The organism is Ideonella sp. A 288 (assembly GCF_002198735.1).
GTDB lineage: Bacteria > Pseudomonadota > Gammaproteobacteria > Burkholderiales > Burkholderiaceae_C > Pseudaquabacterium.
Map to the genome: position 1 here is coordinate 15,811 of NZ_MWLO01000078.1, position 17,695 is coordinate 33,505.

Annotated in this window: 18 protein-coding genes; 14 read left to right on the forward strand and 4 right to left on the reverse strand. The window is 71.0% G+C overall.

Annotation, left to right across the window (positions count from 1 at the left end):
* Positions 1-18: 18 nt before the first annotated feature.
* Positions 19-459, reverse strand: coding sequence for a TIGR01841 family phasin (gene phaP / locus EOINJALH_RS06585; RefSeq protein ID WP_158219671.1), 441 nt, complete (start codon positions 457-459; stop codon positions 19-21).
* Between the two features lie 155 nt (positions 460-614).
* Here phaP and EOINJALH_RS06590 point away from each other — a divergent pair, with 155 nt between their 5' ends.
* Positions 615-1,904 (forward strand): acetyl-CoA hydrolase/transferase family protein, encoded by a 1,290-nt coding sequence (locus tag EOINJALH_RS06590; protein ID WP_088279538.1) that lies wholly within the window; start codon positions 615-617, stop codon positions 1,902-1,904.
* A 69-nt stretch (positions 1,905-1,973) separates the two neighbouring features.
* Here the strand turns inward: EOINJALH_RS06590 and EOINJALH_RS06595 are convergent, their stop codons facing one another.
* The 3 genes from EOINJALH_RS06595 to EOINJALH_RS06605 all read right to left on the reverse strand — a co-directional run bounded on the left by EOINJALH_RS06595 (position 1,974) and on the right by EOINJALH_RS06605 (position 4,364).
* Positions 1,974-2,408: a hypothetical protein gene (locus EOINJALH_RS06595; protein ID WP_088279540.1), complete on the reverse strand. Its 435-nt coding sequence runs from the start codon at positions 2,406-2,408 to the stop codon at positions 1,974-1,976.
* A 229-nt stretch (positions 2,409-2,637) separates the two neighbouring features.
* On the reverse strand, positions 2,638-3,318 hold the full coding sequence (locus EOINJALH_RS06600; protein ID WP_158219672.1) for a M48 family metalloprotease: 681 nt from the start codon (positions 3,316-3,318) through the stop codon (positions 2,638-2,640).
* A 188-nt stretch (positions 3,319-3,506) separates the two neighbouring features.
* The gene (locus tag EOINJALH_RS06605; RefSeq protein WP_234413693.1) at positions 3,507-4,364 is read right to left on the reverse strand and encodes an outer envelope protein; all 858 of its coding nucleotides are present in this window, start codon (positions 4,362-4,364) and stop codon (positions 3,507-3,509) included.
* Positions 4,365-4,801: 437 nt separating this feature from the next.
* Between EOINJALH_RS06605 and EOINJALH_RS06610 the strand changes: the two genes are divergently transcribed.
* From EOINJALH_RS06610 to EOINJALH_RS06670, 13 genes are all read left to right on the forward strand, one after another.
* A complete protein-coding gene (locus EOINJALH_RS06610; RefSeq protein ID WP_088279544.1) occupies positions 4,802-5,908 on the forward strand; it encodes a BMP family ABC transporter substrate-binding protein in 1,107 nt (368 codons plus the stop codon).
* Positions 5,909-5,948: 40 nt separating this feature from the next.
* Positions 5,949-7,055 (forward strand): ABC transporter permease, encoded by a 1,107-nt coding sequence (locus tag EOINJALH_RS06615; protein WP_088279546.1) that lies wholly within the window; start codon positions 5,949-5,951, stop codon positions 7,053-7,055.
* Between the two features lie 22 nt (positions 7,056-7,077).
* Positions 7,078-7,998, forward strand: coding sequence for an ABC transporter permease (locus tag EOINJALH_RS06620; RefSeq protein ID WP_088279547.1), 921 nt, complete (start codon positions 7,078-7,080; stop codon positions 7,996-7,998).
* Complete coding sequence (locus EOINJALH_RS06625) at positions 7,995-9,014, forward strand: formamidase (protein ID WP_088279549.1); 1,020 nt, start codon at positions 7,995-7,997, stop codon at positions 9,012-9,014. Before EOINJALH_RS06620 ends, EOINJALH_RS06625 begins: the two co-directional genes overlap by 4 nt.
* A 5-nt stretch (positions 9,015-9,019) precedes the next feature.
* Complete coding sequence (locus EOINJALH_RS06630) at positions 9,020-9,724, forward strand: cysteine hydrolase family protein (protein WP_088279550.1); 705 nt, start codon at positions 9,020-9,022, stop codon at positions 9,722-9,724.
* A 2-nt stretch (positions 9,725-9,726) separates the two neighbouring features.
* On the forward strand, positions 9,727-10,710 hold the full coding sequence (locus EOINJALH_RS06635) for an ABC transporter substrate-binding protein (RefSeq protein WP_088279551.1): 984 nt from the start codon (positions 9,727-9,729) through the stop codon (positions 10,708-10,710).
* 89 nt (positions 10,711-10,799) lie between these two features.
* A complete protein-coding gene (locus tag EOINJALH_RS06640; RefSeq protein ID WP_088279564.1) occupies positions 10,800-11,492 on the forward strand; it encodes an ABC transporter permease in 693 nt (230 codons plus the stop codon).
* Positions 11,493-11,527: 35 nt separating this feature from the next.
* Positions 11,528-12,319, forward strand: coding sequence for an ABC transporter ATP-binding protein (locus tag EOINJALH_RS06645; RefSeq protein WP_088279566.1), 792 nt, complete (start codon positions 11,528-11,530; stop codon positions 12,317-12,319).
* On the forward strand, positions 12,316-13,863 hold the full coding sequence (locus EOINJALH_RS06650; protein WP_088279553.1) for an ABC transporter ATP-binding protein: 1,548 nt from the start codon (positions 12,316-12,318) through the stop codon (positions 13,861-13,863). The genes EOINJALH_RS06645 and EOINJALH_RS06650 overlap by 4 nt, the downstream gene beginning before the upstream one ends.
* On the forward strand, positions 13,860-14,525 hold the full coding sequence (locus EOINJALH_RS06655) for a cysteine hydrolase family protein (RefSeq protein WP_088279554.1): 666 nt from the start codon (positions 13,860-13,862) through the stop codon (positions 14,523-14,525). Before EOINJALH_RS06650 ends, EOINJALH_RS06655 begins: the two co-directional genes overlap by 4 nt.
* A gap of 71 nt (positions 14,526-14,596) precedes the next feature.
* On the forward strand, positions 14,597-16,399 hold the full coding sequence (gene atzF, locus EOINJALH_RS06660; RefSeq protein ID WP_234413691.1) for an allophanate hydrolase: 1,803 nt from the start codon (positions 14,597-14,599) through the stop codon (positions 16,397-16,399).
* Positions 16,396-16,806 (forward strand): AtzH-like domain-containing protein, encoded by a 411-nt coding sequence (locus EOINJALH_RS06665; RefSeq protein ID WP_088279558.1) that lies wholly within the window; start codon positions 16,396-16,398, stop codon positions 16,804-16,806. Before atzF ends, EOINJALH_RS06665 begins: the two co-directional genes overlap by 4 nt.
* A 52-nt stretch (positions 16,807-16,858) precedes the next feature.
* Complete coding sequence (locus EOINJALH_RS06670; RefSeq protein WP_310732278.1) at positions 16,859-17,545, forward strand: GntR family transcriptional regulator; 687 nt, start codon at positions 16,859-16,861, stop codon at positions 17,543-17,545.
* The last annotated feature ends 150 nt before the right edge of the window (positions 17,546-17,695 follow it).

Sequence of the window (17,695 nt, forward strand, 5' to 3'; positions counted from 1 at the left end):
CCTCAGCGCGGCCCGGCCCTACTTCGTGCGCGTCAGCGCCTGCATGTCCTTCATGCCCTTGGCGGCGCGCTCACCCATGCCCACCATGGCCTCCGACTGGGCCTTGCGCACGCTGTCGGCCAGGTCCTTCATGTCGCCGAGCATCTTGTTCCAGGCCTTCTGGGCGGCTTCGGTGTGCTCGGCCGCGTCGCCGCCGCCACTGGCACCGCCACTCATCATGCTCTGCGCCGAGGACTGCATGGCCTGCATCGTCTGCGTCAGCATCTCGGTCTGGGTGCGGGCCAGCGCCTGCAGCGCCTCGAAGGCGCTCTGGTTGGCGGCCACCATCGCTTCCACGTCGTGGCGCCGGGCCTCGGCAAACGCCGACATGTCCATGCCGGGCATCTTGAACTGCTCGAAGGTCTTGGTCAGCTCGCGGAATGGGTTCATCTGGCTGAGGTCGCTGTCGTGGGTGGCCATGGGGGCTCCTGGTCGGTTGGGTTCGGTTCGAACGGCGCAGCGTCCGCGCATCGCCGGCCCGGGTCTGTGCGCTGCCGCACACCGCGGGCGGGCACCAATCGACCTGCCGTCACAATGGCCGGATTCGCACCGCACCCAGCCCTCAAGGAGCCCCCATGTCGATCCAGGACCTCTACCAGCAACGGCGCATGTCGGCCCACGACGCAGTGGGCCTGCTGCGCGATGGCGATGCCATCGTCGTGCCCACCGGCGTGGGCGAGCCGCCGACGCTGATGGGGGCCCTGTCCGACCGGCGGCGCGAATGGCACGGTGTCACCGTGGCGCAGATCCTGGCCGTGCGCAAGTACGCCTACATCGACCCCGAGACCGCCCACCACGTGCGGCCCGTGGCCTACTTCTATGGTGGCGCCACGCGGCCCGGCGGGCAGGCCGGCTGGGTCGACTTCATCCCCAACTGCTTCTCCGAGCTGCCCAGCCTGATCGAGCGCGGCCTGACGCCGGCCGACGTGGTGTTCACGATGGCCTCGCCGATGGACGCGCACGGCTACTTCGCCATCAGCCTGGCCGCCGACTACACGATGGCCGCCATCGCCAAGGCGCGCGCCGTGGTGCTGGAGGTGAACCCCAACGTGCCCTTCGCCTACGGCCGCTGCCACGTGCACATCTCGCAGGTGGCCGCGCTGGTGGAGAGCAGCGAGCCGGTGTTCGAGGTGGGCCTGCCGACCATCGGCCCGGTGCAGGAGGCCATCGGCCGCCAGGTGGCCGACCTGATCGACGACGGCTCCACGCTGCAGATCGGCTACGGCGGCATCCCCGATGCCGTGGTGATGCAGCTGACGCAGAAGCGCGACCTGGGCGTGCACACCGAGATGTTCGGCGACGGCCTGCTCACGCTGGTGGAGAGCGGTGCCGTCACCAACCGGCGCAAGAACCACCTGCCCGGCAAGATGGTGGCCACCTTCGCGCTCGGCTCGAACCGGCTCTACCGCTTCATGGACCGCAACCCGGCGCTCGAGATCCACCCGGTGGACTTCACCAACGACCCCTACGAGGCCGGCCGCAACGACAACCTGGTGGCCATCAACGCCACGCTGCAGATCGACCTGCTGGGGCAGTGCGGCTCCGAGAGCCTGGGCCCGCTGCCCTACTCGGGCACCGGCGGCCAGACCGACTTCGTGCGCGCGGCCAACCGCTCGCGCGGCGGCAAGGCCTTCATCGTGCTGCCGTCCACGGCCAAGGGCGACAGCATCTCGCGCATCGTGCCCGCGCTGTCCGCCGGCACGCACGTCAGCACCAGCAAGAACGACATCAACTACGTCGTCACCGAGTACGGCGTGGCCCAGCTGCGCGGCAAGTCGGCCTGCCAGCGCGCGGCCGCGCTGATCGCCATCGCCCACCCGAAGTTCCGCGACGAGCTGACCGCGCAGGCGCGCCGGCTGGGCTGACCCGCGCACCGGGCCCGCGGGCCCTGGCGGCGCGGCTCGGCGGACAGGTGGCTCAGCCGGACAGGTGGCTCAGCGGCGGGGCGAGCGGTTGGCCAGCTTGGCGCGGCAGGCGGCGCGCTGGCGCGCATCCGACTGCGCTTCGCAGCGCGCCACCGCGTCGTCGATGCCGGCCGCCGACGCGGCCTGGCCGCGACGATCGGGCCGCGCCGGCGGCTTCGGCACGGGTGGCGTCGACGGGCCCAGCGGGATGGTGAACTGCCGTATCACCGGCCGGGCCGGCCCGAGCTCACCCGGCTCGGTGGCGCCATCGCGTCGCTCGACGGCCGTCTGCGCTCTCGGCGCGGGACGGGTGGCGGTCGGCGCCGAAGCCTGCGCCGCAGCGGTCGGCATGGTCGTCGGCCCAGGCAGGCTCGACTGCGCCAGGGCCTGCAGCGGCGACAAGGCCAGCACCAGCACCAGCACCAGCGCCGTCGCCGGGCCCGGGCACCTGCGTGGGTCGCGCATCAGTTGAACAGCATGTAGAGGACCACGAGGACGACCACGGGCACCCCGAGCACCCAGCCGATCAGATACTTGCCCATGTCCGTCTCCTGTGATTGAGTGGATTCAGCGTACGCCCGGCCGAGGCGGGCTGTCGCCCGGACAGCGGCGCATGCGCCTGTAGGACAAGTGCTCCCCGGGGCCTGCCCGGCGGGCCGCGCGCTGGGGAGGTGGCAGCGCGGGGCGGGACCGCTCAGTGCGCCGAGGCCACTGGGCTGTCGTTGGGCACGGGTTCCGGCGCCAACTCGCGCAGGGCGGCGATGCGCCGGCGGGTGGACGGGTGGGTGGCCGTCTCGCGGTGAAGCCCCTGGTGCGTGATCGCGGCCATGGCATCCAGGGCCGAGCCGCCCACCGCGCGCAGCGCCTGCACGGCAAAGGCATCGGCCTCCAGCTCGTGCCGGTGCGACAGGCCCGACGCATCTCGGCCCAGGGCCTGGGCCACGGCATCGGTGTGCTGCCGGGTCACCGCGCCGGGCACCCACGACTTGTACAGCCGGCCCACCTGCGGCCAGTGGCGCAGGGCCACGTGGCCGAGTTCATGCGCCAGGATGAACAGGCGCGTCGACTCGGGCAGGTCGGCCAGCGACTCGTCGACCACGACGATGCGGCCCTGCAGCGTCTCGGCCAGCACGGCCCCGCGCACGATGCGCAGCTCGACGGCGGGCCAGGCCTCGATCCGCGAGCGCAGGGTGTCGAAACTGGCGCGGATGCGGCGGGCCGCCACGCCGTCGGCCTCGGCCTGCGGCATCGCGTCGAGCCGCGCCTGGTGCGACCTGTGCAGCACGGCCACGATGTCGGGGGCCGCCTCGACCGGCTCGGCGCGCGCCGCGCCGCAGGTCAGCGTCATCCACAGCATCGACAGGATCCATCGCACGGTGCACCTCGCTTGCGGGCCTGGGCGCGCGAAGCCCCTGCGGATCAATCCGTCGGCGCGCATCGGCCAGCCCCGACCACAGCATGGGCGCACCCGGCGCCCGGCGCCATCGGACAGCCGGAGGGGTGGGTGTAGGTGCGCACGACGTCAGCGGGGCACAGCGCCGGCCGGCGCGGCCCCATCCGCCATCAGAAGTGGTACTCGGCCCGGATCATCGGCGTCTTGGCCGTGGCGCCCGAGCCGGCGGGGCCGCTGGCGTCGTTGCCGAACTTGTTCTTCCAGTACTGGTACTCCAGCCCCAGCTTGAAGGTGTTCTTGCCGGCGCCGAGCAGGCCGCTCATGTCGTACATCACCTGCATGTCGAGGTTGGTCTCGGGGGCGGTGCCGCCGCCGAACTCGTTGCGGCCCTTCGAGGCGATGTAGTTGAAGAAGCCCTCGAACGACAGCGGGATGCCGACGTTGAACGGGATGCCCCAGGCGGCCGTCAGCATCGCGTGCGTGTCGTAGCGGTAGCGCGGCGTGGCCACGCGACTGAAGGTGCTGTAGGGCGCGTTGCTCTCCCACAGCGCCAGCAGGCTCACGTTGAGGAAACCGGGCACGTCCAGCATCAGCGTGGGGCCGGCGACGAGCATGCGCTTCTTCGAGTTGTAGCCGGCGTCGGTCTTGGTGTTGAAGTCGAAGCCCGCGGTCAGGCCCATGCCGCGCACCGGGCCGAACTTGAAGCTGCCGCCGGTCGCCTTGCCCAGGTCGAGCGTGTGGCGGTAGACCACGTACACCTCGTGCGCGCCGCTGGTGGCGCCGGCCGACGACGGGTCTTTCGAGTCCGACAGCAGCAGATCGGCATTGAAGAAGTTGCTGCCGTACTTGTAGCCGCTGGCGTGGTTGAGGTTGAGGATGTTCTTGCGGATGTCCTGCGGGTTGAAGGGCTCGGCGAAGGACGTGCCGAAGCGGTAGCCGATCGAGGTGTCGCTCCATTCGGCGGCATGGGTCGTCAGGCTGCAGGTGGCCACGGTGGCCAGCACGGCAAGGCGGCGAAGGGCGGGCATCATCGGTGAACTCCAGTCGGTGTCGTGGGGGAAGGGGCGGGCGGGTCGCGCACGGGCTGGTGCGGCGCTCCCGGGATCGGTATACCGGCTTGTCTACCGCACATCCCGTGCCAGTGCGCTGCCCTCGGCGCACCGCGCCTGCGGCGTGCCGCGATGCGGCAGGAGATGGCCCCGGCGCGGCCGCTCGCCGCCGTCACCGGCGCTGGTCGTTCGCGGTGCACCGGCCTCCCCAAGCGAGTGCGCGCCGTGCGCGATCCGCACAGGCGGCGTGCACCGGACGGCCCTTCCGGCCCGCACCCAGGCCTGCTTCCCGGCGACTTCCAGATCGCGTCGGGCTGGCCTGTCGATTGCTTGTATACCGCCTGGCACACCAACCGGTGTGGCGGCATCGGCCCACAGGCCGGCCGCATGTCTTCCCATCGAACAGGAGCGATGCAATGAGCGGACCGCAGTGGAATCGTCGTGACGTGATCAAGGCCGCCGGCGGCCTGGCGGCGCTGGGGGCGGCCGGTGGGTCGTGGGCCCAGAAGCCCTTGTCCGTGGGCTTCATCTACGTGGGCCCGCGCGACGACTACGGCTACAACCAGGCGCATGCCGAGGCGGTGGCCCAGGCCAAGAAGATGCCGGGCCTGAAGGTCGTCGAGGAAGAGAACGTGCCCGAGACCAACGCGGTGCAGAAGACGATGCAGGGCATGATCGCGCAGGACGGCGCGACGCTGCTCTTTCCCACCTCGTTCGGCTACTTCGACCCGCACATCCTGGCCTTGGCGCCGAAGAACGCCAATGTGCGCTTCGCCCACTGCGGCGGCCTGTGGAACGAGGCCAAGCACCCGAAGAACGCCGGCAGCTTCTTCGGCTATATCGACGAGGCGCAGTACCTCAACGGCGTCGTCGCCGGCCACACCACCAAGAGCAAGAAGATCGGCTTCGTGGCGGCCAAGCCGATCCCGCAGGTGCTGCGCAACATCAATGCCTTCACGCTGGGCGCGCGTTCGGTGAACCCGGCGATCACCACCACCGTGATCTTCACCGGCGACTGGAGCATGCCGGTGAAGGAGGCCGAGGCCACCAACAGCCTGGCCGACCAGGGCATCGACGTGTTCACGATGCACGTGGACGGGCCCAAGGTCATCGTCGAGACAGCAGCCAAACGCGGCAAGTTCGTCTGCGGCTACCACGCCAGTCAAGCGAAGCTGGCGCCCCAGGCCTACCTCACCGGCGCCGAGTGGAACTGGCTCACCGCCTACAAGCAGATCATCGAGGCGGCCCAGACCGGCAAGCCGCACCCGAACTTCGTGCGCGGCGGCCTGAAGGACGGCTTCGTCAAGAGCAGCCCCTACGGCAGCGCCGTGAGCGAAGGCGCGCGCAAGCACGCCGACGAGGTGCGCGCCGCGATGATGAAGGGCGGCTTCGACATCTTCAAGGGCGAGTTGAAGGACAACACCGGCAAGGTGGTCATCGCCAAGGGCAAGGCCTTCAAGCAGACCGACCTCGAGCTCGAGGGCATGAACTACCTGATCGAGGGCGTGATCGGCAAGGTCTGATCGCCACAGCCCCAACGCCACCCTGCCACCGAGCCCCTCCATGGCCGCTCCACGTGCATGGCATGCCAGCGCCGAAGCGCTGCTGCTGCCGCTGTTCGCGCTGACCGCGGCGCTGCTGCTGTTCGGCCTGTTCGTGTGGCTGGGCGGCGCCAGCCCGGTGGAGGCCTGGGTGCTGCTGTTCCGCGGCGCCTTCGGCGACGCGTTCTCGTGGCAGAACACGCTGCAGCGCGCGGCCCCGCTGATGCTCACGGCGCTGGCCGTGGCGCTGCCGGCGCGCGTCGGCCTCACGGTCATCGGCGGCGAGGGCGCGCTGGTGCTGGGCGCGCTGGCCGGCGCCGGCCTGCCCTACCTGATCCCCGTGCCTGGCGGCATGGTGGGCAGCACGCTGGTGCTGCTGGCCGGCGCGGTGTTCGGCGCCGCCTGGGTGGCGCTGGCCGGCGTGCTGCGGCAGTGGCGCGGCGTCAACGAAACCATCTCCAGCCTGCTGCTGGGCTACATCGCGATCGCGCTGTTCAAGCACTTCGTCGAGGGGCCGATGCGCGACCCGGCGAGCCTGAACAAGCCCTCGACGCGGCCGCTGGACGAATCGCTGCGCATCGGCGCCATCGCTCCGGAATCACTGCTCGGCGACGTGCACTGGGGCCTGGTCATCGGCCTGCTGCTGTGCGTGGCCACCGGCGCCTGGATGAGCTTCACCGCGCAGGGCTTCTCGCTGCGGGTGGTGGGCGGCAACGCCCGCACCGCGCGGCTGGTGGGCCTGCCCACGAACCGCCTGATCGTGCTGGCCTGCGCGCTGGGCGGGGCCTGCGCGGGCCTGGCCGGCGCGGTGGAGGTGGCGGCGGTGCACACCGCGGCCAATGCCTCGCTGATCGCCGGGCTGGGCTACACCGGCATCCTGGTCAGCTTTGTCGCCCGGCACAACCCCTGGGCCATCCCGCCGGTGGCGCTGCTGTTCGGCGGCTTCGCGGCGGCCGGCAGCCTGCTGCAGCGGCGGCTGGGCCTGCCCGATGCGTCGGTGCTGGTGCTGCAGGGCTTCGCCTTCGTCTTCATCCTGGCCGCCGAGGCGCTGCGCGGGCGGCTGTTCCAGCTGCAGCTGCCGCAGGCGCGGCTCAAGCTCGCCGCTACCGGCGGCAAGGCGGTGGCATGACGCACGCACGGAGCACCCCGCGATGACCCTCGACGCCTGGCTCGACCTGCTGCTGGCCATCGTCGGCGGCGCCGTGCGCGTGGGCACGCCCTTCCTGTTCGTCAGCCTGGGCGAGTGCCTCACCGAAAAGAGCGGCCGCATCAACCTGGGCCTGGAAGGCGTGCTGGTGTTCAGCGCGATGGTCGGCTTCGGTGGCGCCTACCTCAGCGGCTCGCCCTGGCTGGGCGTGCTGCTGGCCGGCACCAGCGGCGCGCTGCTGGCGCTGCTGCACGGGCTGCTGTGCTCGCTGCCGCGCGTGTCCGACATCGCCACCGGCATCGCGCTGATGCTGCTGGGCTCGGGCCTGGCCTTCTACCTGGGCAAGCCGCTGATCCAGCCGCAGGCGCCGCAGATCCCGTCGCTGGCGTTGGGCGCGTGGAGCGATTCGCCCGCCGTGCAGCAAGCGCTGTCGGTCAATGCGCTGTTCCCGATCGGCGTGGCGCTGGCCGCGCTGCTGGCCTGGGGCTTCGCCAACACCCGCTTCGGCCTGGTGGTGCGCATGGCCGGCGATTCCAGCGACGCGGCGCGCGCGCTGGGCTACTCGGTCAACGGCGTGCGCATCGCCGCCACCACCGCCGGCGGCTTCATCGCCGGCCTGGGAGGCGCGTCGCTGTCGCTTTATTACCCGGGCAGCTGGAACGAGGGCTTGAGCAGCGGCCAGGGCCTGATCGCCGTGGCGCTGGTCATCTTCGCGCGCTGGCACCCGTGGCGCTGCCTGGGGGCGGCGCTGCTGTTCGGCGGCGCCGGCGCCATCGGCCCGGCGCTGCAGAGCGTGGGCGTCAGCGGCGGCTACTACCTCTTCAATGCCGTGCCCTACGCACTGACGCTGGCGATCCTGGTGGCCACCTGCTCGCCGAAGCGATCGCTGAAGGGTGCACCGATGGAGCTGGGAGTCTCGAGATGAGTGGATTGGGCGGATTGAACAAGTCGCCGAACGGTGTCGTCGTCGGGCTGGTGCAGTTGCAGCTGCCGGTGGTCGACACGCCGGCGCAACTGAAGGCGCAGGCCGAGCGCATCTGCTGGATGGTGGGCAAGGCGCGGCGCAACCTGGGCACGATGGACCTGGTCGTGTTCCCCGAGTACGCGCTGCACGGCCTGAGCATGAGCACCGCCGACGAGTTGATGGTCTCGCTCGACGGGCCGGAGGTGGCGTCGTTCAAGGCGGCGTGCGTGGCCCACCGGATCTGGGGCTGCTTCTCGATCATGGAGAAGAACCCCCACGGCAACCCCTACAACACCGGCCTGATCATCGATGACCAGGGCGCGATCAAGCTGTACTACCGCAAGCTGCACCCCTGGGTGCCGGTGGAGGCCTGGGAGCCCGGCAACATGGGCATCCCGGTGTGCGACGGGCCCAAGGGCAGCAAGCTCGGCCTGATCATCTGCCACGACGGCATGTTCCCCGAGATGGCGCGCGAGGCCGCCTACAAGGGTGCCGAGATCATCCTGCGCACCGCCGGCTACACCGCGCCGATCCGCCACGCCTGGCAGATCACCAACCAGAGCAACGCCTTCCAGAACCTGGCCTACACCGCCAGCGTGTGCCTGTGCGGCAGCGACGGCAGCTTCGACAGCATGGGCGAAGGCATGTTCTGCTCCTTCGACGGCACGGTGATGGTGAAGGGCGGCGGCCGCCCCGACGAGATCATCACCGCCGAGCTGCGGCCCGACCTGGTGCGCGAGGCGCGTGCCGGCTGGGGTGTCGAGAACAACCCCTACCAGCTCTGGCACCGCGGCTATGCGGCGGTGAAGGGCGGCGCGCAGGACTGCCCCTACACCTTCATGCACGACATGGTGGGCGGCCGCTACCGCCTGCCCTGGCACGCCAGCGTGCAGGTGACCGACGGCACCGGCTGCGGCTTTGCCGCCCCCGAGCGCCGCTACCGCGGCCCCGAAGCCAACCCCTTCGAGAAAGACTGACCCCAATGCCCACGATCCGCTCAGAGCCCTACGCGTGGCCCTATGACGGCGACCTCACGCCGCAGAACACCGCGCTGGTCATCATCGACATGCAGACCGACTTCTGCGGCATCGGCGGCTATGTCGACAAGATGGGCTACGACCTGTCGCTCACCCGCGCGCCGATCGAGCCGTTGAAGGCACTGCTGGCCGCCGCGCGGCGCGTGGGCCTGCACGTGATCCACACCCGCGAGGGCCACCGCCCCGACTTGGCCGACCTGCCGGCCAACAAGCGCTGGCGCTCGCGGCAGATGGGCGCGGGCATCGGCGACGCCGGCCCCTGCGGCCGCATCCTGGTGCGCGGCGAGCCGGGCTGGGACATCATCCCCGAGCTGTACCCGATCGCCGGCGAGCCCATCATCGACAAGCCCGGCAAGGGCAGCTTCTGCGCGACAGACCTCGAGCTGATCCTGCACACCCGCGGCATCCGCAACCTGGTGCTCACCGGCATCACCACCGACGTGTGCGTGCACACCACCATGCGCGAGGCCAACGACCGCGGCTTCGAGTGCGTGATGCTCAGTGACTGCACCGGCGCCACCGACCGCGGCAACCACGAGGCCGCGCTGAAGATGATCCAGATGCAGGGTGGCGTGTTCGGCGCCGTGTCCACCTCCGGCGCCCTGATCGACCTGCTGCAGACCCTCCCCACGCACACCCCCAAGGATTGACCATGAGCCGACACCTCACCCGCCGCCGCCTGATCCAGGCCGGCACCGCCGCCGCCGCACTGGTGGGCCTGCAGCGCAAGGCGCTGGCCGCCGACGACAAGATCCTGATCGGCTACTGGCCCATCGCCTCGGGCCTGCCGCTGTACGCAGGGCTGGAACGCGGCTTCTTCAAGGAGGCCGGCCTGCAGGTCGAGGGCGCCAAGTTCGCCAGCGCGCAGCAGGTGGCCGAGGCGATGATCTCCGGGCGCATCCACGGCTCGGGCAACGGCACCGCATCGGCGGCGCTGGCGCTGGCCGAGATCACCAGCCCCAACCTCTTCAAGATCATCTGCAGCAACCCCAGCAACCGCAAGCTGGTGCTCGACCAGTTCGTGGTGCCGAAGGATTCGCCGATCAAGGCCATCGCCGAACTGGCGGGCAAGAAGGTGGCCTCGGGCCCCGGCATCCAGAACCTCACGCTGGCGCGGATGATCCTCGAGAAGAACGGCATCGCCAACCCGCAGGTCATCGAGCTGCCGGTGGGCCAGCACGTGCCGTCGCTGGCCGCCGGGCAGGTGGACGCCGTCTACACGCTCGAGCCCACCGGCACCGCCGGACGGCTGAAGGGCCTGACCCGCGTGCTCGAGAACGGCGTGATCGCCAAGTACATCCTCGGCGACCCCGACGCGCCCTGGTTCGGCGGCTCGGCCACCGTGACCACCGCCTTCCTGAAGGACAAGCCCGAGCTGGCCAAGAAGTACGTCGCCGCCTATGCCCGCTCGGTGGACTGGGTGCGCAAGAACCCCGACGACGCGCGCAAGAGCCTGGACGGCTTCACCGCCATCGAGGAGTCGCTGGTGAAGGAGGTGCCGCTGGCCGGCTTCACGCTGTACAACGAGTTCAAGCCCTCCGACATCGACCACTTCCAGAAGTTCTTCGACGTCTTCACCGACCGCAAGATCTTCACCCGCCGGCTGGACGTGAAGTCGCTGCTGTACACCGGCTGACGCGCGTGGACCGCCTGTTCGATCGCGTGAACGCCCGGCGCTGGCTGCCGCTGCTGGGGCCGCTGCTGCTGCTGGCGCTGTGGCAGCTGATGATCTCGGCGCACTGGGTGAAGGCCGTGCTGCTGCCGCCGCCGATGGACACGCTGGCCCACCTGGGCAGCGTGTTCGCCAGCGGCCACATCCTGCCCGACCTGTGGGCCACGGTGTTCCGCACGCTGGCGTCCTTCGCCATCGCGGTGGCCATCGGCGTGCCGCTGGGCGTGGTGCTGGGCAGTTCGGAGGCCGCCTACCGCAGCGTCGAGTTCGTGATCGACTTCTTCCGCTCCACGCCCAGCTCGGCACTGATCCCGCTGTTCCTGCTGATCTTCGGCATCACCGACGTCAACAAGATCGCCATCGCCAGCTTCGGCGCCATGCTGATCGTGCTGTTCAACAGCGCCTACGGCGTGATGAACGCCAAGAAGACCCGCGTGATGGCCGCGCAGATCATGGGCGTGTCGAAGTGGCACGTCTTCAAGGACGTGATGCTGATGGAAAGCCTGGCACAGACCTTCGTCGGCCTGCGCAGCGCGGTGAGCATGGCGCTGGTGATCGTCATCGTGGCCGAGATGTTCATCGGCAGCGAGACCGGCCTGGGCCACCGCATCATCGACGCGCAGCAGGTGTTCAACGTCAAGGAGATGTACTGCTCGATTCTGGTCACCGGCGCGCTGGGCTACCTGCTCAACCTGCTGTTCCTGCTGGGCGAGAAGAAGCTCATCCACTGGAGCGGCAAGGCATGAGCGCAGCTCTACCTGCCACCGTGCTGCCGCCCGCCATGGCGGACACAGTGCTCACGCTGCGGCCCGCGCCGGCCACGCACGTCACGGTGCGCGGCCTGTGCAAGAGTTTTGCCGGCGCGCCGCTGTACACCAACTTCAACCTCGACCTGCCGCGCGGCAAGATCGTCTCGATCTTCGGCCCCAACGGCTGCGGCAAGTCCACGCTGATGAACATGATCGCCGGGCTGGTGCCGCCCGATGCCGGCGAGATCCTGTTCGACGGCAAGACCCTGCGCGAGACGAAGATCGGCTACGTCTTCCAGAACTACCGCGACGCGCTGTTCCCCTGGCTCACCGCCTGGGACAACATCGCCTACCCGCTGAAGCGCCAGGGCATGAAACCGGCCGCGGTGAAGGCCCGCGTCGACGAGCTGGTGGCGCTGTTCGAGATCCGCTTCGACCTGGCGCGCTACCCCTACGAGCTGTCGGGCGGCCAGATGCAGACCGTGTGCATCATGCGCAGCCTGGCCACGCGGCCCGAGGTGCTGTTCCTCGACGAGCCGTTCTCGGCGCTGGACTTCGAGATGACGCTGTTCATCCGCGCCAAGCTGCAGGACGCCCACATGGCCACCGGCACCACGATGGTCATCGTCTCGCACGACCTGGAGGATGCCGTGTTCCTGGCCGACCGCATCCTGCTGCTCACACGCCGGCCCACGCGCATCGCCGAGATCGTGCCCTTCGACATGCCCCGCCCGCGCCTGCCCGAGGCGGTGGCCGAGCCCGACTTCGTGCGCGTCAAGGCGCACACGCTCGAGGTGTTCCGTCGCGAGGTGAATGCCCAATGACCCCCCACACCGGCGCCCTGAAGCTCGAGACCTACCACCTGACCAAGCGCTTCGGCGCCTTCACCGCGCTCGACGCCGTGTCGCTCACCGTGCGGCCCGGCACCGTGCACGCGCTGCTGGGCGAGAACGGCGCCGGCAAGAGCACGCTGGTGAAGTGCATCGTCGGCTACTACCGGCCCGACGACGGCGCGGTGATGGTCGACGACCGCGAGCACGACATCCATTCGCCCGTGGTGGCACGCGACCTGGGCATCGGCATGGTCTACCAGCACTTCACCGTGGTGCCGGGCATGACGGTGGCCGAGAACCTGCTGCTGGCCCGCGGCCACCTGCCGATGGTGGTGGACTGGAAGGCCGCGCGCGCCGAGCTCGAGGCCTTCATGCAGACCACGCCGTTCCGCCTGCCGCTTGATGCCACGCCGCTGGACCTGGCCGCCGGCGAGAAGCAGAAGCTCGAGATCCTGAAACAGCTGTTCCTCAAGCCCCGGCTGCTGATCCTGGACGAGCCGACCTCGGTGCTGACGCCGCAGGAGGCCGACGAGGTGCTGGGCGCGCTGCGCGAGCAGACGCGGGCCGGACATTGCTCGGTGGTGATGATCACGCACAAGTTCCGCGAGGTGATGGAGCACGCCGACGACGTGAGCGTGCTGCGCCGCGGCCAGCTGGTCGAGAGCCTGGCGGTGGCCGACTGCACGCCGCAGCGCCTGGCCGCCGCGATGGTGGGCGAGGGCAAGCTGGTGGCGGCCGCGCCGCAGCGTGACACGCGCGAGCCCGGCGCGGTGAAACTGTCGATCCAGGCCCTGCAGGTGATGGGCGACCGCGGCGAGCCGGCGGTGCGCGACCTGCACCTCGAGGTGCGCGCCGGCGAGATCGTCGGCGTGGCCGGCGTCAGCGGCAACGGCCAGCGCGAGCTGATGCAGTCGCTCACCGGGCAGCGCCCGCGCGAAGGCGGCGCGGTGCAGGTGGACGGCCTGGGCTTTGCCGCACGCCGGCAGGACAACCGGCGGCACAAGGTGCGCAGCCTGCCCGAGGAGCCGCTGGCCAACGCCTGCGTCGGCGACCTGAGCGTGGCGCAGAACATGGCGCTGCGGCAGTTCGACGAGACGCCGTGGGTGCGCGGTGGGCTCGTGCGCTGGGGCGCGCTGCGCGAACGCGCACGCGACTGGATCGCCGAGTACGGCGTCAAGACCCAGGGCGAGCGCGCGCCGATCCGCAGCCTGTCGGGCGGCAACGTGCAGCGCGCGGTGCTGGCGCGCGAACTGGCCGGCGAGGCCGAGCTGCTGCTGGTCAGCAACCCGGTGTTCGGGCTGGACTTCGCCGCGGTGGCCGAGATCCACGGCCGGCTGATGGCCGCGCGCAACCGCGGCGCTGCGGTGCTGCTGGTCAGCGAGGACCTGGACGAGCTGCTGTTGCTGGCCGACCGCATCGTCGTGATGAGCGAGGGCCGCATCGTGCACGACGTGCCCGCGGCGCAGGCCGACCGCCAGTCGCTCGGCGCCTTCATGGGCGGCAAGGCCCATGCGCATGAGCAGGAGGCCGCATGAACGGTGTCGCTGCAAGTCCTTTCCTGTACCGCTTCGACGTGGCCCGCACGGCGCTGGTCATCATCGACATGCAGCGTGATTTCGTCGAGCCCGGCGGCTTCGGCGCCAGCCTGGGCAACGACGTGACGCGCCTGCAGGCCATCGTGCCCACGGTGCGCGAGGTGCTGCTGGCCTGGCGCGCGGCCGGCGGCCTGGTGGTGCACACCCGCGAGGCCCACGCCCCCGACCTGTCCGACTGCCCCCCGGCCAAGCTGCAGCGCGGCAACCCCCACCTCCGCATCGGCGACGTGGGGCCGATGGGCCGCATCCTGGTGGCCGGCGAACCGGGCAACCAGATCGTGCCGGCGCTGGCCCCGGTGCCCGGCGAGATCGTCATCGACAAGCCGGGCAAGGGCGCCTTCTACGCCACCGGCCTGCACGAGATGCTGCAGGGCCGCGGCATCACCCACCTGGTGTTCATGGGCGTGACCACCGAGGTGTGCGTGCAGACCTCGATGCGCGAGGCCAACGACCGCGGCTACGACTGCCTGCTGGTCGAAGATGGCACCGAGAGCTACTTCCCCGAGTTCAAGGCCGCCACGCTGGCGATGATCACCGCCCAGGGCGCGATCGTCGGCTGGGTGGCGCCCGCCCACCACCTGATCGCGAGCCTCAGCCCATGAGCCCAGCCCGGCCGCCCGAAGGGGCGAATTCCCTGTCGGACGGACAGGTCCGAAGGTCCACGGCTGCCCCCGTGCCCCCTGCCCCGCCGCTGCACACCCTGGCCGACTGGCGCCGCGCCTATGCCGGCGGCGCCTCGCCGCTGGCGCTGCTGGGTGCGCTGCGCTCGCACCTGTCGGCCGACGACCCGGCCTGGATCCTGCGCGTCGACCGGTCCTTCATCGACGCGCAGGTGGCCCTGTTGCCGCCCGCCCCCACCGCCAGCACCCCGCTGTGGGGCGTGCCTTTCGCGGTGAAGGACAACATCGACGTGGCGGGCCTGACCACCACCGCGGCCTGCCCGGCCTTCGCCTACACCGCCGAGCGATCGGCCACCGTGGTGCAGCGGCTGCAGGCCGCCGGCGCGGTGCTGGTGGGCAAGACCAACCTCGACCAGTTCGCCACCGGGCTGGTGGGCACGCGCTCGCCCTACGGCGAGGTGCCCAACAGCTTCGACGGGGCGTATGTCAGCGGCGGCTCCAGTTCGGGCTCGGCCTCGGTCGTGGCGCGCGGCCTGGTGCCGTTGGCGCTGGGCACCGACACCGCCGGCTCGGGCCGCGTGCCGGCGGGGCTGAACAACCTGGTCGGCCTGAAGCCCACGCCGGGCCGGGTGCCAATGGCCGGCGTGGTGCCGGCCTGCCGCACGCTGGACGTGGTGTCGGTGTTCGCCCTCACCGTCGCCGATGCGGCGCAGGCCATGGCCATCATCGAAGGCGCCGGCGACGAGCCACAGTTCAACCAGCCCGTGCCGCAGGCGGGCTGGCTGGGTGGCCACCGCGTCGGGCTGCGGCTGGGCGTGCCGCAGCGGGCCGACTGCGATGCCGCGCTCGGCTGGGACCAGGCCTTCGACGCCGCGGGCGTGCGCGCGCAGGCGCTGGGGGCCGAGCTGGTGCCGGTGGACTTCACGCCGCTGTTCGAGGTCGCGCGGCTGCTGTACGACGGGCCCTGGGTGGCCGAGCGCTACACGGTGGTGCAGGCGCTGATGACGGCCCGGCCCGAGGCGATGGACGCCACCGTGCGCGAGATCATCGCCGCCACCGGCCGCTTCAATGCCGGCGACGTGTACCGGGCGCAGTACCGACTGGCCGAGCTGCGCAGGCAGCTCGCGCCGCTGTGGCAACAGGTCGATGCGTTGATGGTGCCCACCACGCCCACCTGCCCCACCCGCGCCGCGGTGTCGCGCTCGCCGCTGCTGCGCAACAGCGAGCTGGGCCGCTACACCAACTTCGTCAACCTGCTCGGCCTGGCCGCGCTGGCGCTGCCCTCGGCCGTGCCCGAGTCCGGCCTGCCCTTCGGCGTCACCTTCGTCGCGCCGGGCGGCAGCGACGCCGCGCTGGCCGACTGGGGCCTGCGCTGGGAGGCCGCCGGCCCGGCCACGCTGGGCGCCCGTCTGCGCCCCGCCCGCGACGGCGACCGCAACCCCGGCGGCTGGCCCGCCGCCGCCGCCACGCTGCCCTTGGCCGTGGTCGGCGCCCACCTCGAAGGCATGCCGCTGCATGGCCAGCTGGTCGAGCGCGGCGCCCGCCTGCTGGCACGCACCCGCACCGCCCCGGCCTACCGGTTGTTCGCGCTGCCCGGCACCGTGCCGCCCAAGCCCGGCCTGATGCGCGTGGCCGAGGGCGAGCCCGGCCACGCCATCGAGCTGGAACTGGTGGAAATGCCAATGGCCGCGGTCGGCAGCTTCCTGGCCCTGATCCCCGCTCCGCTGGGCCTGGGCACGGTGCAGCTGGAAGACGGCCGCTGGGTCAAGGGATTCATCTGCGAGCCGGCCGCACTGGCCGGTGCCACCGACATCAGCGCGCACGGCGGCTGGCGCGCCTACCTCGCGTCGCGATGACGCCGGCCGACATCGACCGCCCCAGCGTCGTCGCCGAGGTGCGGCGCCAGTTCGACGCCTACGAGCGGGCCCTGATGGGCAACGACGTCGAGGGACTGATCGGCTTCTTCTGGCCGGACGCCCGCCTCACGCGTTATGGCATTGCCGACCGGCAGCTGGGCATCGCCGAGATGGTGGCCTTCCGCCGCGCCACGCCGGCGCCCGGCTTCACCCGGCGACTGGAGAACCTGCGCATCACCGCCTTCGGCGACGACATGGCCGTGGCGCTGGTGGAGTTCGTGCGCAGCGACACGCCGCTGCGCGGCTTCCAGAGCCAGACCTGGGTGCGCATGGACAGCGCGGACAGCGGTCCCGCCGTCTGGAAGATCGTCTCGGCGCACGTGAGCATGTTCGACTTCGCGGGCTGACGCTCCGGCTGCGTATCATTCCGCCCACATGCCCTCGCACCGACTGCCCCCCGTGATCGTCGCTGCGGCCACCGCCGGGCCGGTGACCCTGGCCGACCAGGCCTACGCGGCGGTCAAGCAGATGATCTTCGACTTCGCCCTGATGCCCGGCGACCGCTTCAGCGAGAGCGAACTGGCCCAGCGCGTCTCGGTCAGCCGCACCCCGCTGCGGCAGGCGCTGCAGCGGCTCGAACGCGAGGGCTTCCTGGCGGTGATGCCGAAGATCGGCTGGCAGGTGGCACCGCTCGACTTCGACACCTTCGACGAGCTGTACGACCTGCGCATCCTGATCGAATGCCACGCCGCGCAGCAACTGGCCACCGCCGAGCCCCGCACGCCGCTGCGCGCGCTGGCCGACGTGTGGCTGGTGCCGGCGGCCGAGCGCGTCACCGACGGCACCGCCGTCGGCGCACTCGACGAGCAGTTCCACGCCCAACTGGTGCTGGCCGGCGGCAACCGCGAGATGTCGCGCGTGCACCGCGAGATCACCGAGCGCATCCGCATCATCCGCCGGCTCGACTTCACCAAGCCGGCGCGCGTGGAAGCCACCTACGACGAGCACGCCCGCATCGTGCGCGCCATCGCCCGCCGCCGCGCCGACGAGGCCGCGCGGCTGCTGCGCGCCCACATCGAGCAAAGCAAGCTCGAGGTGCGGCACATCACGCTGGACATGCTGCACCGCGCGCGGCAGCGGGCTTGAGCGCAGGCGGCGCGCTGGCGCTGGTCTCGGGTCTCGAGGCGAACGCCTTAGTTCGGGTGGGGGCTCGGTGCGGACGTTCGTTGCGTCCAGAGATCAGCGCGGCGCGACAGGCGGCAGCCGACCGCCACAGCGAAGCTCCCCGGCCTGCCC

Excerpts from the sequence above, each read along its gene's own strand:
- EOINJALH_RS06615 (WP_088279546.1), top strand. The coding sequence starts at position 5,949 with ATGGCCGCTCCACGTGCATGGCATGCCAGCGCCGAAGCGCTGCTGCTG.
- EOINJALH_RS06610 (WP_088279544.1), top strand. The coding sequence starts at position 4,802 with ATGAGCGGACCGCAGTGGAATCGTCGTGACGTGATCAAGGCCGCCGGC.
- EOINJALH_RS06665 (WP_088279558.1), top strand. The coding sequence starts at position 16,396 with ATGACGCCGGCCGACATCGACCGCCCCAGCGTCGTCGCCGAGGTGCGG.
- phaP (WP_158219671.1), bottom strand. The coding sequence starts at position 459 with ATGGCCACCCACGACAGCGACCTCAGCCAGATGAACCCATTCCGCGAG.
- EOINJALH_RS06655 (WP_088279554.1), top strand. The coding sequence starts at position 13,860 with ATGAACGGTGTCGCTGCAAGTCCTTTCCTGTACCGCTTCGACGTGGCC.
- EOINJALH_RS06595 (WP_088279540.1), bottom strand. The coding sequence starts at position 2,408 with ATGCGCGACCCACGCAGGTGCCCGGGCCCGGCGACGGCGCTGGTGCTG.
- EOINJALH_RS06640 (WP_088279564.1), top strand. The coding sequence starts at position 10,800 with ATGATCTCGGCGCACTGGGTGAAGGCCGTGCTGCTGCCGCCGCCGATG.
- EOINJALH_RS06620 (WP_088279547.1), top strand. The coding sequence starts at position 7,078 with ATGACCCTCGACGCCTGGCTCGACCTGCTGCTGGCCATCGTCGGCGGC.
- EOINJALH_RS06630 (WP_088279550.1), top strand. The coding sequence starts at position 9,020 with ATGCCCACGATCCGCTCAGAGCCCTACGCGTGGCCCTATGACGGCGAC.
- EOINJALH_RS06645 (WP_088279566.1), top strand. The coding sequence starts at position 11,528 with ATGGCGGACACAGTGCTCACGCTGCGGCCCGCGCCGGCCACGCACGTC.
- EOINJALH_RS06635 (WP_088279551.1), top strand. The coding sequence starts at position 9,727 with ATGAGCCGACACCTCACCCGCCGCCGCCTGATCCAGGCCGGCACCGCC.
- EOINJALH_RS06590 (WP_088279538.1), top strand. The coding sequence starts at position 615 with ATGTCGATCCAGGACCTCTACCAGCAACGGCGCATGTCGGCCCACGAC.
- EOINJALH_RS06605 (WP_234413693.1), bottom strand. The coding sequence starts at position 4,364 with ATGCCCGCCCTTCGCCGCCTTGCCGTGCTGGCCACCGTGGCCACCTGC.
- EOINJALH_RS06650 (WP_088279553.1), top strand. The coding sequence starts at position 12,316 with ATGACCCCCCACACCGGCGCCCTGAAGCTCGAGACCTACCACCTGACC.
- EOINJALH_RS06625 (WP_088279549.1), top strand. The coding sequence starts at position 7,995 with ATGAGTGGATTGGGCGGATTGAACAAGTCGCCGAACGGTGTCGTCGTC.